Below are 12,147 nucleotides of genomic sequence, written 5' to 3'. Positions count from 1 at the left end.
CGCTTAGTATGGCGTTTTTAGGGCCTAGCGATGTACGTGCTTGCAATGTCTACGATCGCAGAGTTTCGAATCCCCGCCGCCGATCTGGTCCTCGCGGACTCGTTCGATCGCCTCTCCGACCTGTCGGTCCAGCTCGAGTCCTCGATCTCCCGGACGGTCCCCTCGCTGTGGATCGCCGGGGCGGGGGCCGAGGCGGTGACGGACGCACTCGCCGCTGACGCGTCGGTGGCAGCAGCGGAACTCTTGATCGAGACGCCCGACCGACTACTCTACGACGTCGAACCGTCCACGGCGACCCGTACCCGCTTCGATCGGTTGCTCGAGGCCGACGCGACCGTTCTCGACGCGACGGGGCGATCGGGCTGGTGGCAACTCGAGATGCGGTTTCCGGACCGGAACGCGCTCGCCGACACCCACGACCGACTCGACGAGGCCGGGACGGCGGTCGAGATCGTCCGCGTCTCACAGCTCGGCGGTGGCCCGACGGCACACCCGCGGCTCACCCCCGAACAGCGCGAAGCGCTCGTCGCGGCGTTCGAACACGGCTACTTCGAGATCCCCAGACGGACGTCGATGGAAGAACTGGCCGCCGAACTGGGAATTTCCCATCAGGCACTCTCCGAACGATTGCGCCGCGCCTACGAGACCCTCGTCGATGCGGAACTACAACCCGCCGGCGAGCACGCCCCCTGAAGCCGTCGCTCTTCCAGTCAACTCCACGGTCACCGAACGTCGAGTTCGTCGAACGAGCTGATGCGGTGGTCACCACGAACGCAGTGCCCGCGCTGTTCCGGCCCGTGCCGGTCGACGTGTATCGCGTCCAGCCCGGCGTTCCAGGCTGCACCGACGTCGCAGGCGCCGTCACCGGCCAGGACGCCGCTGCCGCTCGTGACACTGGTGTGGTTCGAGGCACCGGTCCCCGTCCCGCCGGCGTCGGCCAGTTCGGCCACGACCCCTTCGACGGGCGTCGGGTCGGGTTTCCAGCCCGTCTCGTCCGTACAACAGCAGACTGCGTCGAACCAGTCGGCGATCTCCAGCTGGTCGAGAATCGGCTCGGTCAGAAACGACTGGCAGTGGGTCACGAGCCCGACTGGCTCGTCGAGGTCGGCGACGAACGCCGCATCGTCGTAGAGATACGTCGCCTCGGCCCTGATCGCCGGATCCTCGACGTCGTGGAAGACGTTCCAGAACGGGTCTGGGTCGACGCCCCACTGGCGGAGTTGTCGGTTTCTCGACCCGGTCAGGCCGTGCCAAAGCGTTTCGGCCTCCGCGTCGCTAAAGGGTCGATCCAGGCGAGTGCCAACCCGATCGAACACCTCGCGGACGTACGACCACTCGACGTCGACCAGCGTCCCGTCCAGATCGAGCAGCCAGTAGTCGTACCCCTCGCTCATGGATGAGACCGTTCGTGCGGAGCGACCATGGGCGTTGTGGTCACCAAAGCCGTGCTCAGGTTCGAAACGGGTTCGGCGATACGGACCAGGGGCCCGCGAAATGGGTTCGTCGACACGAACCGCGGGCCCATCCAGGAACCTCAGGAATCGTCGTCCGTCAGGACGATCTCGAGTCGCCCGGCGTCGAGCAGCCGTTCGATCTGTCGGTGGGTAAATCGTGCGTCGCAGTTCTCGCCGACGAACGTGACGAACGTCCCGTCGGTCTCCGTGATCGTCGCCAGATCGCGTCCCTGCCGGTGATGGTAACAGACGGTCGTACCGGGAACGAGCGCGTCCGCCGTCAGCCGGCGAACGTCCTGCGTGGTCTCGGGCATACGTTCACCGCACGAGTCCGGCCCCGTAGTCACTCCCCTGTCTCACTGCAGGAGTTATTTCGGCGACGGCTGACTGCGGTGAGGCGGCGAATTGTAAACCGGTGATCGAATCGCCGGAGAAACTCGCTACGCGCGTCGGTTCACTCCGCCACTCAGAGTTCGACGTCGTCGATGCCGCCAGTCTGGGCGGTCTGCTCGGATTCGATGAACTCGGCCATCTCGATGTCTGCGTCGGTGATTCCACCTTCGTCGTGGGTCGTCAGTCGGATTTCGACCTCTTTGAAGCGGATGATGATCTCGGGATGGTGGAACTGGGCTTCGGCGATTTCGCCCACCATCTGGGCGAAGTTGACGCCGTGGAGGTAGTCGGTGAACTCGTAGACGCGAACGATCTCGTCACCCTCCCGTTGCCAGCTACTCGGCAGTTGTTCGGCGATTTCGTCGTCAGAGAGTCGGTCGGCCATAGGGCCACCGATGAAGGCCAGTGAAATAATAATTCGGGTAGTCCCTCGCCGGTGGGGCGGCCGGACTGCCGTCGGTTATTTCCTGTCGAAGAATCAGACGGTGTGCCGTCGCCACAGCGGTGGGTCCCTCTCAGTCGTCTTCGGCCGCTCCGAGGGCGTGTTCGACCGGTGTGTTTCGAGACGTGGGCTCTGGCTCCCCACCGTTTTCGGCCGGGTTGAACAGCCGCAGGGCGGTGTCGATCGTCTCCCAGTCGTCGTCGACGGCGGCGTCGCGCAGACTCTCGGTGGGTGCCGAGAGCAACTGGTTGACGACGGCGTCGGCCATCGACTCGACGATCTCTCGTTCCTCGTCGGAGACACTGCCACGGTCTTCGAGCCGGTGCAGTGCCGTCTGCACCTCCCGATCTTTGATCCGGGTGGCACTCTCGTACATCGCCGCGATGGCCTCGTCCGCACGCGCACGCTTTAACTGCATCAACAGGTTCCCGAACTCTCGCTCGATCATCGATTCGACCTCGTCGGCGGCCGTCTGGCGTTGTTCCCGGGTCTTCCGCGTGAGCGACTCGAGATCGTCGAGGTCGTAGACGGTCGTCTCCGGCATCGATCCTGTCGCGGGATCGACGTCACGCGGCTGGCCGAGGTCGACGATCACTTGCTCGTGGTCGCCGACGTCGTCGGGGCCGAGGACCGGCTCGTCGCTCCCTGTCGCAGTCACGATAAGCGTCGCCTCGCTCGCGTGTGCCGCGAGCGCCGAGAGCGGGACGGCCGTTCCTGGCGTCTCGATCGTTTCTCGTACGGACTCCGCACGTTCGATCGTCCGGTTGGCGATCGTGAGATGGCCGACAGTGCTCGATTCGAGCGCCCGGGCGGCGAGTTGTCCCATCTCGCCGGCGCCGACCACGAGCGCGTCGACGCCGTCGACGTCGATCGTCTCGCCGGCGAGTTCGACGGCTGCGGAGCCGAGCGAGACGATTCCCTCGTTGATCGTCGTCTCGGTCCGGGCCCGTTCGCCGACGTGGATCGCCTTCGTCACGGCCGGTTCGAGCAGGTCGCCAACGCCGCCGACGGCGGTCGCGTCCTCGTAGGCCGTCCGCACCTGGCCGATGATCTGGTCCTCGCCGAGGACGACCGATTCCAGCCCGCTCGCAACGCGGAGCAGGTGAGTGAGGCTGTCCTCGTGGGCGGCCGTTTCGACCACTCGATCGGGGGCATCGTCGAAGAACGTCGCGAGTATATCCCAGCCGTCGCGTGCCGTCTCGGTGACGACGTAGGCTTCGACGCGATTGCAGGTCGCGAGAACGTACGCTTCCCGACACCCCGGAGCCGACAACAGCTGTGAGACGGCAGCGGGTTGGCTCTCCGGGGTCGCCGCTGCCAGCTCGTCGACGGCTGCCGTGTCGTGCGTCACGCGAGCACTGGAGACGACGCCGCTGATCGTCACGGCGACACCCCTCCATCGAGCACGGTTCCGTCGGGTCCGTCCGCGTTCACGTCGATCGAATTGGGCTCGCCGCTACGTAAAGGTGTCCAAACCGGCGCACCGTCGACAGCCGTTCTGCGCCGACTGTCGGCAGTTTCGGCCGAACCCGTTCGGATCGTTCTCGACCGAGCAGTCGGCTGGGCCGTCGCTGGCCAAGCGCCCGTGCGAGCCACCCCTGGTCGGCGACGCCGAACGATCGAGTGCCACCAGGCCAGGGCTCCTCGACTCATTCCTCGGTAGCGGTGCCGTCGACACTCGTCACGTCGAACCCGAGGTCGCGGACGCCGTCTTCGATCGCCTGCTGGTCCGCGCTCGCCTCGTAGTAGAAGACGAGATCGAAACTGCCCTTTCGAAGGAGTTGCTGGCACTCCCAGACGAACTCGTCGCCGTCGATGGTCTTGCCCTGGTGCTGGTTCGAGGAGAAGTCCGTGTCGTCGTTCCCCGAGTAGACGTAACAGTCCGCAGGGTCGTAGCCGGCTGCCTCGGCGATGACGTCGCCGCTATCGATCGTCGCCTGCATCATCTGGACGTCTTCCTGTCCGTCGTAGTCGGTGTGGACGATCGCGCCGTTCAACTCGATCTCGCCGGGTTCGAGCAGGGCCTTCGTCCGCCGGTAGAGGTCCTCGTCGATAACGCCATCCATTTGCTCGCCTTTCGGGGTCACCACGGATAGCGGTCACGATTCCGTTGGCGAGACACGCCCGCGAGTGTGATCGATCGCCCGATGGCGGCGAGTTAGTTCGTTTTTCACAGATCCGATCGCCTCGAAAGACACATGGACGTGGGTCCCGTTGGTTCGACCGATGCGTGGCTGGTTGCGCCGACAGCTGGGTGAGAGTTACGAACGGCTCCTCCGTCGTGAACTGGGTGACGACGAGCGAGCGCCGGCGCACGTCGCGGTTATTCAGGACGGGAACCGTCGGTACGCACGTGAGGCCGGGGCGGACACCGCCACGGGCTACGAGGCCGGTGCCGACACCACCGAACGCGTCCTCGAGTGGTGTCAGGAAGTCGGCGTCGAGGAACTCACTCTGTACGCGTTCTCGACGGAGAACTTCGAGCGCCCGCCCGAACAGCAGGAAGTGATCTTCGATCTCCTCTGTGAGAAGTTACGAGAGTTCGCCGATGCCGAACGCGTCCACGAGGAAGGCGTCTGCATCCGGGCCATCGGCGACGTCGATCGGCTGCCCGACCGCGTTCAGACGGCCATCGCGTACGCGGAGGACCGAACCCGCGACTACGACGACTTCGTCCTCAACATCGCGCTGGCGTACGGCGGTCGGAACGAACTCCTCTCCGCGGCCCGCAGCGTCGCCAGGGAGATCGAAGGCGGTGATCTGACGCCCGACGACATCGACGTGGAGACGATCGAGTCGCGCCTGTACGGCCGCACCGTTCGCGACGTCGACCTCATCATCCGGACCGGCGGTGACGAACGAACCTCGAACTTCCTCCCCTGGCACGCGAACGGCAACGAAGCCGCCGTCTACTTCTGCACACCGTACTGGCCAGCGTTCTCCCGGGCGGACTTCCTCCGTGCGGTCAGAACCTACGAACACCGTGAGCGCTCGTGGCGACGGACTCGCGCCAGGCGTGCCCTCGCCCTTTTGCGCGCGATGGGTGAGACCGAACTCGCGGATGCCCGCTCGATCCTCGGCCGATTTCGTGACTCACTCCCCTCGACCGAACGCGAATCGCTCGACGAGTTCGAGGTGGACTCACAGGAGACCGCTCCGGAATGAGCGCTCGCTTTCGCTCACCGGATACGCCCGTTCTTGCTCGCTCCCGCAGGAACACGGAACGAGGATCGCCCCACGGTGATCGACTCCGATGAGTCACGATTCGCCCACGAGCCACCATCGACTCGTCGGTGTCGGGCTGGTTGTGGCCGGCTGTACCGTGTTTCTGGCGCTCGCCGTGACCGGTTCGATACGACACCCACTCGCGGCAGCGGCACGGACGACGCCCGTCGAGTTCGTCGCGATCGGGGCTTCGCTCACACTCGTCGTGCTGGGGCTGATCGTCTGGCTGGCAGCGTCACTGCCGGAGTGAACACGTCTGGCTGGCCGTCTCGTTGGCCCCACGGTCCAGTTTACCGCCCGTAGCGCCTGGAGCGATTACAGTACTCGAGGACGGCCCGGAGGAAGTCCCGCTTGCGGAAATCGCGCCAGTTGACGTCGGTGAAGTACAGCTCGGAGTACACCGACTGCCAGATCATGAAATCGGAGAGCCGTTCGGCGCCGGTCTTGATGACCAGATCCGGTTCGCTCGGGAACACGAGGTGGGATTCGACGTGGCGATCTTCGATCTCGTCGGCGGCGAGTTCCCCGGCGTCGACGGCCGTGGCGAGGGTCGTGACGGCGTTCGTGAACTCGTGTTTGCCGCCGAGGCCGATCCCGATCTGGACGGGTGCGTCGGCCGGCTGCCGGTCGTCGGGCCCGCGGACTGCGAGGTCGACTGGCACCTCGAGAGCCGCGAGTTCCCGTCTGAGCGTCGGGATCGCCTCCTCGTCCAGGACGCTGACGTAGATGGTCGCTCGCTCGGCTGGGCGCAGTGCCCACTCGACGAACGCGGAGAGCGTCTCGTAGGCGCCCTGTTCCAGCAGATCCCGTTCGGTGATGACGAGGGCGACGTGGTCGGGGCCGTCGCACTCGTGGCGGCCGATCCGAGCGGCGAGGTATCGTTCGTAAAGCCCCACACTCCACCGAACGAGCCGGCGGGGCCTTACAATTTCGGTCCCGTCGCACGCGAAGCAAACGACTCGACGGTGAGTGAATCGTCTCAGTACGTGAGGGAGTTGGCAAATCGGTCAAGAACCGTTAAGTAACCCCCACAGAAAGCATCGGCCATCGTGTCATCGACCGTTCGGCGAGCGAGCGTCGTCGCGGCACTCGGCACGCTCTCGCTCGCGGTTCCGCTGTTCGGGCCACTCGTCGCGGGCGGACTCGCGGCGCTCGTGGCTGTCGCCGGGTTCACCGTTCGCAGCGGACGCGTGTTCGACGTGCTGGCGCTCCCGGCCGACCGGGAGGACGGTCGACTCAATTCGCTGTTGGCGTTCGTCCTGGCGGTCGTCGTTCTCGGCTCGCTGGTCGGCGCCACCTCACTCCCCTGGTCCATCGTGATCGGCGTCGTCGTCCTCGTCGGGTACGGCGATCTCTCGGAAGCCGTCGCCGGGCTCTACACGACCGATCGGGCGGTTACGGCGGCGGCGTTCTGCGTTGGTGGTGGTGTCGCGGCGAGCGTCGGACAACTTCTCACGCACGCACTGAACGGCGGTTCGATCCCGACTCTCGCCCCGACCGCCGTGTTTCTGGGTGCCAGCGGTGCCCTCGCGGCAGCGATCCTCCGGGCCAGACTCCCCCGATACGACGACCCGCTGGTCGTCGTCGTGACTGGTGGGCTCTGCTGGCTCCTCTGGCGGCTCGACCCGTCGATTTCCGCGCCCGAACTCGCCCTCGCCCTCGGCGTGATGATCGTCCTCGGCTACCTGTCCTACGCGCTCGATACCGCGTCGGTCGCTGGCATGCTCGCCGGCATCCTCCTCGGCCTGTTGACGATCGTTCTCGGCGGCTGGAGCTGGTTCGTCGTGTTGATCTCGTTCTTCGGTATCGGCGGCCTCTCGACGAAGTTCCGCTACCAGGAGAAACGAGCACGCGGTGTCGCCGAAGGGAACGACGGCGCCCGCGGCAGCGCGAACGTCTTCAGCAACTCCGCGATCGCACTCGTCGCCGTGCTTGGCTACGCAGCGAGCGACGCCGGACTCCTCGCCGTCGACTCACTGCTCTTTCAGTACGCGTTCGCGGGAGCGGTCGCCACCGCACTCGGGGACACGCTGTCGAGTGAAATTGGCGGCGTCTTTCCGTCGCCACGCCTGATCACGACGCTCGAACCCGTGGCGCCGGGGACCGACGGCGCCGTCACCTGGCAGGGCCAGGTCGCGGGGATCGCCGGCATCACCATCGTCGGCGCGATCTCGCTCTGGCTCGCCGCCCCGATCGGCCCGCTGGGCTTCGGCGTCATCGTCGCTGCCGGCACCGTCGGCATCCTCGCCGACAGCCTCTTCGGGGCGACGCTCGAGGGAAACACGCTCGATAACGGGAGCGTGAACTTCTGTGCGACGCTTACCGGGGCCGTCGTCGCAGCCCTCCTGCTGGCGCCGCTGGGCATCGTCTAATTCGGTGTCGAAAACTGGCTCTCGTGGTCCGCTCACTCCGCTGGCGGCTCGCTCGCGACCGAATCGGCCGCGAAGATCCGTACCGACGTCGGTCGTTTGACGAACTGGCCCAGTGACGTGGCGATGATCGTCGAGACGCCGCTTGTGGCCGCCCGATCGACCAGTTCCTGACTCAGGACGCCGTCGAGGAGTATCACCGATGGCACCGCATCGGTCTCGAGTCTGTCTGAGACCTCGTTTACGGGGTAGTCCCCGATGATCGTCCGGTCCTCGTCGAGGAACCGTGCCGTTCCGCTCTCTCCCGTGCTAAGTTCGGCGACGTGTTCGTACAGAGAGTGTGGCGACTCGTCCGTGTCGACAGCGGGTTCGTCGACAGTCGTTTCGTCCGTGGGATCGACCGACTCGGCGCCCGAACTCGTCGAGGTGTCCTGCGTGTCTGTGGTGTCGGCGCCGGCTGTCGCTGGCTCGACCGACGATGTGGCGGTGTCCGCAGTCGCCGGTTCGGCGGACGACGTGGCGGTGTCGGCTGTTGTCGATTCGGTGGACGACGTGGCGGTGTCGTCGTCCGAGTTTGCCGCCCGCTCGTTGGTATCGATAGCGCTCGGTGAGCTCGAACGTGCCGTCCGTGCCCCCGTCTCGCCTGTCGTACTCGCCCGTCCCGGCGACGCCATCTCTTCGGTACTGTCCTGGTGATCGACCGGGCTCGGGTCGGCGGCTGGTGGGTCGCGGGTCGACGCACCGCCGTCGGTACTGGAGGGTGCCCTGGACGGGTCATCTTGCGGTTCGCTCGTCTCCGGATCGAATTGCTCGCCCGCTTGCACTGCATGTACGACGTCGGCAGCGACGTCCGGTTCGATCGGTTCTTTCTTTCTGAGTGCGGTGAACACTTCGTGGTGGTCCAGATCCTCGACGGAGGTTCCGTCGGGGGGCCGAGCGACGTAGTCGACGTCGCCGACCTGGCGGAGTTCTTCGAGGATCAACTCACCGCCACGATCGGCGTCGAAAAACGCCGTGGTCGTCCGGTCGCGTGTCAACGACGCGATCTCGTCGGGAACGTCCGTCCCCTCGACGCCGACAGCGTTCTTGATGCCGTAGCGCAGTAGCGTGAGGACGTCGGCCCGTCCTTCGACGACGATGATCGCGTCACTCTCGGTGACGCGTGGCCCGGCCGGCAGGCCTTCGTACGTGTCGATGTCGGCGACTCGGACGTGCTCTCTGACGGACGAGAGGATCTCCGCCGAGGACATCACGCTGTCGTCGAACCCGGTCTGGAGTAACTCGGCGGCGCGGTCGACCACCTCGCGGCGCTTGGCCGCTCGCACGTCTTCGATCTCCTCGACTTCGAACGCGGCGCGGCAGGGGCCGACCCGATCGATCGTTTCGAGCGAGGCGGCGAGCGTCGCGGTCTCGACCTTGTCGAGGCTCGTCGAAATCGTCACTGCGCCGCGTGATTCGCCCCCAGAACTCGACACCGAGACGTCGATGTGACCGAGTTTTCCCGTTCGCCGGAGCTCTGGGAGGTCGAGTTCGTCCCCCAGCAGTCCTTCGGTCTGGCCGAAAATTGCACCGACGACGTCGCTTCGCTCGACGACGCCAGCTGCCGTGACGGCCGCGTGAATCAGGTACTTCTCGGTTTCGTCCATAGGTGGGCTCTGTCGGGGACTGTCTGTGTTGTCACTCCCTAGGGCTAGCACGACCTAATACCTGTTGACTGATGGGTTTTCAGTCACTGGATCGAACCTGCCTATGGTAAGTAGACCGAGCGGTCCGCGAGCGATGCCAGGGCCGGATTAGGGGCGACCGAGTTGCTGCGGTCGCTGGTAATTCTCGACGTACCACCAGGCGACGAGGGCGGTGAGCACGACGAGTCCGCCGAGGAAGAACAGGAGCCCTGGCGAGTCGAGCGACGCGAACGCCTCGATCGTCGAGACGAATCCGTCGATAGCGCCGTCGAGGAGCCCGTCCGGTTCGCCTCCGCCACCACTCGCCTCGTCGCCGGCAGCAGTCGTGTTGTTCTGCTCCGATGCGATCGAGATCGCATCGCCGTCCTCGCCACCAGTGGAATCCGTGGACGACGAGTCCAGTTCGGAATCACTCTCGCTTTGCTCCGTATACGATTCGTCCCCTCCGGCTCCCGTCGAATCGCCCGATCCGGCGCCCGTCGCATCGTTTACTCCGCCGTACCGCATCGCGATCGCCTGGAGGGCGAAACTCCCGATCGCGAGGGCGCCGATCCCGCCGATGTACCGCGACACCGCCTGTTTCAGCTGCGTGGCACGCGATTCGTCGCTGGCGACGATGAGGGGTCCGTTGGCCGTCGCGTACACGTTCATCTCGTTCCCGCGCGAGGAGTACCAGGTGTCGACGACTTCGACCAGTCCGGCGTCTTCCAGTTTCTCCAGGTGGTATCTGACGTTCTGGATGGAGGAGTCGATCGCGTCGGCGACGTCGCTCGGCGTTCCGGGCTCCGCATCGAGCGTCGCGTAGATCTGACGGGCGGTCGTCGAGGAGAGCGCACCGAAGACGTCGTCCGCATCCTCTCCGTCGAGGTCGACGACCCGGGGAGTACCGTCGGTCGTCGGCGTTTCTGAGCGCAGGGGGAACAACCGGGCCATTGGTCACTCGTCGGTACGGACTCAGCTACCTATACACTTTCCATACCTGAAGTACGCATTTTACCTTTTGATCTACAGGGTTTGGAGAACTCTGTCGGCCAATCTCTCTATAGTGAAGTATCGTTGAGTGGATGGGCAGCGTCGTGTTTCGGCGTTCGCTCTCGCCCCTTCTGCGGCTACCTTCTCGACAACTACCCAACTAAAACGTCCGTTGTGCCATCCTTGTTGTCGCTGAGGGCGGCTGATGGACACCGCTTTCCCCGTTCGGTCCGACACGTCTCGTATGAACAGGCTCGTTCGAGCGGGTGAGCGGCGCTGGCACTTGCCAAGACACGCCCACATCGTCGTTTACGACCGTGACGAGGACGGATTGTTGACGATCTACGATTGTGGCGCCGCCCAGAAGCCGCCGTCGGCGCAGTTGCTGGGAACGCTGGGGCGGATCGAGGCGCGACACGAGGTGATCGACAATCCGACCGGCCGTATCGTCAAACTGCGAGAGGAGTCGACGCTCCGCGCCACCGGTGATCGACGATACCGGATCGCGACCGACGACACTCGCCGGGTTTGAGTAGCCCGACTGCGAAGGCCTCGGCATGCAAACGCACATCGTTCCGGTCGGATTCGATTACGACCGGCTCATCGCGCCGCTCGTCCGCGACCAGCGCGACGTGGATCGCGTCGTCATGCTCGAGGGGGCGGTCGGGAGCCAGGCGAACGTCGAGTACTCTCGCAATCTGGCACGAAAACTCGAGACCGACTTCGAGAACCTGCTCGGGGCGACGACCGAGCGGGTCGTGCTGGCGGACGTCTACGACTACGACGGTGCGTTCGAACAGGGGTACGAACTCATCACGGACGAACTCGATCGCGGCAACGAGGTCTGGGTGAACGTCGCCGCGATGCCGCGAACCGTGAGCTTCGCCTTTGCCAACGCGGCGCACTCGTTGATGGTCGAACGCGAAGCCGACCGGGACGTGATCCACACCTACTACACCGCCCCCGAGAAGTACCTCGAGACGGAACTGGCTGAAGAATTGCGCGCCCAGCGCGATCTGCTGGACGATCTGACCACGTCACTCGAAGGCGATGATGCGGAGACGGCCGTGCGTGAGGAGGAGTGGATAGATGCAGACGCGAGTGTGGATACTGATTCCCAATCCGTCGAAACTGGAGCCACCGACGACCGTGACCGGACTTCAGGGGCCGACACTCCCAGCACCCGGATCGAGATCGACCCATCCCGGTTGCAGGAGCGACTCGACAGCGCGAAAGAACTCCTGGCGGAGTTCGACGAACGGGGGACCACCATCGGTGCGAAGGAGATTGGCGACAGCCACGTCGTCGAACTGCCCGTCGGCTCGTTCTCACCCGTCAAACCCTTCGAGGAACTCATCCTCTTCAAACTCGGCGAGGACGGCGAGTTCGACTCCGTCTCCGAGCTCGCGGAGGCGCTCGCCCGAGAGCTAAACGAGGAGTACACCGACAGCTTTCGCTCGAAAGTCATCTACACTGTCGACCGGCTTGGCCCCGGCGGCAAGGGCTACGTCGAACGCGACGAACACGGCAAGTCCTACCGGACGCGCCTCTCGACGATCGGCGAACTCTGGGTCCGCACCCACGCGAACCAGGACCTCTCGTAGACC

The 12,147-nt window shown here is 65.1% G+C and carries 14 protein-coding genes; 6 read left to right on the top strand and 8 right to left on the bottom strand.

Annotated features, from left to right (window positions below; translation table 11 throughout):
- Window positions 1-45 precede the first annotated feature (45 nt).
- Window positions 46-693 (top strand): helix-turn-helix domain-containing protein, encoded by a 648-nt coding sequence (locus tag HALRU_RS10675; RefSeq protein ID WP_148680511.1) that lies wholly within the window; start codon window positions 46-48, stop codon window positions 691-693.
- A gap of 29 nt (window positions 694-722) precedes the next feature.
- Here HALRU_RS10675 and HALRU_RS10670 read toward each other — a convergent pair whose 3' ends face one another.
- The 5 genes from HALRU_RS10670 to HALRU_RS10650 form a co-directional block, all read right to left on the bottom strand.
- Complete coding sequence (locus HALRU_RS10670; protein ID WP_015301398.1) at window positions 723-1,394, bottom strand: HAD family hydrolase; 672 nt, start codon at window positions 1,392-1,394, stop codon at window positions 723-725.
- Between the two features lie 140 nt (window positions 1,395-1,534).
- The gene (locus HALRU_RS10665; RefSeq protein WP_007703580.1) at window positions 1,535-1,768 is read right to left on the bottom strand and encodes a hypothetical protein; all 234 of its coding nucleotides are present in this window, start codon (window positions 1,766-1,768) and stop codon (window positions 1,535-1,537) included.
- Between the two features lie 152 nt (window positions 1,769-1,920).
- Window positions 1,921-2,232, bottom strand: a complete 312-nt coding sequence (locus HALRU_RS10660; RefSeq protein ID WP_015301397.1) for a 4a-hydroxytetrahydrobiopterin dehydratase — start codon at window positions 2,230-2,232, stop codon at window positions 1,921-1,923.
- 130 nt (window positions 2,233-2,362) lie between these two features.
- A complete protein-coding gene (gene hemA / locus HALRU_RS10655) occupies window positions 2,363-3,673 on the bottom strand; it encodes a glutamyl-tRNA reductase (protein ID WP_015301396.1) in 1,311 nt (436 codons plus the stop codon).
- 265 nt (window positions 3,674-3,938) lie between these two features.
- Window positions 3,939-4,355: a DUF5778 family protein gene (locus tag HALRU_RS10650; protein WP_015301395.1), complete on the bottom strand. Its 417-nt coding sequence runs from the start codon at window positions 4,353-4,355 to the stop codon at window positions 3,939-3,941.
- 160 nt (window positions 4,356-4,515) lie between these two features.
- On the opposite strand from HALRU_RS10650, the gene uppS reads away from it, so the two are divergent.
- Together uppS and HALRU_RS10640 are read left to right on the top strand one after the other, a co-directional pair.
- Entirely contained in the window at window positions 4,516-5,454 is a 939-nt protein-coding gene (gene uppS, locus HALRU_RS10645; protein WP_015301394.1) for a polyprenyl diphosphate synthase, read from the top strand.
- An 88-nt stretch (window positions 5,455-5,542) separates the two neighbouring features.
- Window positions 5,543-5,764: a hypothetical protein gene (locus HALRU_RS10640; RefSeq protein WP_015301393.1), complete on the top strand. Its 222-nt coding sequence runs from the start codon at window positions 5,543-5,545 to the stop codon at window positions 5,762-5,764.
- 40 nt (window positions 5,765-5,804) lie between these two features.
- On the opposite strand, the gene HALRU_RS10635 is transcribed toward HALRU_RS10640, so the two are convergent.
- Window positions 5,805-6,410, bottom strand: a complete 606-nt coding sequence (locus HALRU_RS10635) for an undecaprenyl diphosphate synthase family protein (protein ID WP_015301392.1) — start codon at window positions 6,408-6,410, stop codon at window positions 5,805-5,807.
- Window positions 6,411-6,563: 153 nt separating this feature from the next.
- Between HALRU_RS10635 and HALRU_RS10630 the strand changes: the two genes are divergently transcribed.
- On the top strand, window positions 6,564-7,886 hold the full coding sequence (locus HALRU_RS10630) for a DUF92 domain-containing protein (RefSeq protein WP_015301391.1): 1,323 nt from the start codon (window positions 6,564-6,566) through the stop codon (window positions 7,884-7,886).
- 32 nt (window positions 7,887-7,918) lie between these two features.
- Here the strand turns inward: HALRU_RS10630 and dnaG are convergent, their stop codons facing one another.
- The gene (gene dnaG, locus HALRU_RS10625) at window positions 7,919-9,529 is read right to left on the bottom strand and encodes a DNA primase DnaG (RefSeq protein ID WP_015301390.1); all 1,611 of its coding nucleotides are present in this window, start codon (window positions 9,527-9,529) and stop codon (window positions 7,919-7,921) included.
- A 147-nt stretch (window positions 9,530-9,676) separates the two neighbouring features.
- Window positions 9,677-10,501 carry an ArsR/SmtB family transcription factor gene (locus tag HALRU_RS10620; RefSeq protein WP_015301389.1) on the bottom strand — a complete coding sequence of 275 codons (825 nt, stop codon included), beginning with the start codon at window positions 10,499-10,501 and terminating at the stop codon, window positions 9,677-9,679.
- Between the two features lie 283 nt (window positions 10,502-10,784).
- On the opposite strand from HALRU_RS10620, the gene HALRU_RS10615 reads away from it, so the two are divergent.
- Together HALRU_RS10615 and HALRU_RS10610 are read left to right on the top strand one after the other, a co-directional pair.
- Complete coding sequence (locus tag HALRU_RS10615) at window positions 10,785-11,072, top strand: hypothetical protein (RefSeq protein ID WP_015301388.1); 288 nt, start codon at window positions 10,785-10,787, stop codon at window positions 11,070-11,072.
- A gap of 25 nt (window positions 11,073-11,097) precedes the next feature.
- A complete protein-coding gene (locus HALRU_RS10610; RefSeq protein WP_015301387.1) occupies window positions 11,098-12,144 on the top strand; it encodes an HFX_2341 family transcriptional regulator domain-containing protein in 1,047 nt (348 codons plus the stop codon).
- Window positions 12,145-12,147: the final 3 nt, after the last annotated feature.

The sequence above is a fragment of the Halovivax ruber XH-70 genome, from assembly GCF_000328525.1.
GTDB classification, from domain to species: domain Archaea; phylum Halobacteriota; class Halobacteria; order Halobacteriales; family Natrialbaceae; genus Halovivax; species Halovivax ruber.
The sequence above is the reverse complement of the archived record's forward strand: the minus strand, read 5'-3'. Positions and strand labels throughout refer to the sequence as shown.

Bases quoted from the DNA above. Each gene is read 5' to 3' on its own strand.
- HALRU_RS10675 (WP_148680511.1), top strand. From the start codon at position 46: ATGTCTACGATCGCAGAGTTTCGAATCCCCGCCGCCGATCTGGTCCTC.
- HALRU_RS10670 (WP_015301398.1), bottom strand. From the start codon at position 1,394: ATGAGCGAGGGGTACGACTACTGGCTGCTCGATCTGGACGGGACGCTG.
- HALRU_RS10665 (WP_007703580.1), bottom strand. From the start codon at position 1,768: ATGCCCGAGACCACGCAGGACGTTCGCCGGCTGACGGCGGACGCGCTC.
- HALRU_RS10660 (WP_015301397.1), bottom strand. From the start codon at position 2,232: ATGGCCGACCGACTCTCTGACGACGAAATCGCCGAACAACTGCCGAGT.
- HALRU_RS10650 (WP_015301395.1), bottom strand. From the start codon at position 4,355: ATGGATGGCGTTATCGACGAGGACCTCTACCGGCGGACGAAGGCCCTG.
- uppS (WP_015301394.1), top strand. From the start codon at position 4,516: ATGCGTGGCTGGTTGCGCCGACAGCTGGGTGAGAGTTACGAACGGCTC.
- HALRU_RS10640 (WP_015301393.1), top strand. From the start codon at position 5,543: ATGAGTCACGATTCGCCCACGAGCCACCATCGACTCGTCGGTGTCGGG.
- dnaG (WP_015301390.1), bottom strand. From the start codon at position 9,529: ATGGACGAAACCGAGAAGTACCTGATTCACGCGGCCGTCACGGCAGCT.
- HALRU_RS10620 (WP_015301389.1), bottom strand. From the start codon at position 10,501: ATGGCCCGGTTGTTCCCCCTGCGCTCAGAAACGCCGACGACCGACGGT.
- HALRU_RS10615 (WP_015301388.1), top strand. From the start codon at position 10,785: ATGAACAGGCTCGTTCGAGCGGGTGAGCGGCGCTGGCACTTGCCAAGA.
- HALRU_RS10610 (WP_015301387.1), top strand. From the start codon at position 11,098: ATGCAAACGCACATCGTTCCGGTCGGATTCGATTACGACCGGCTCATC.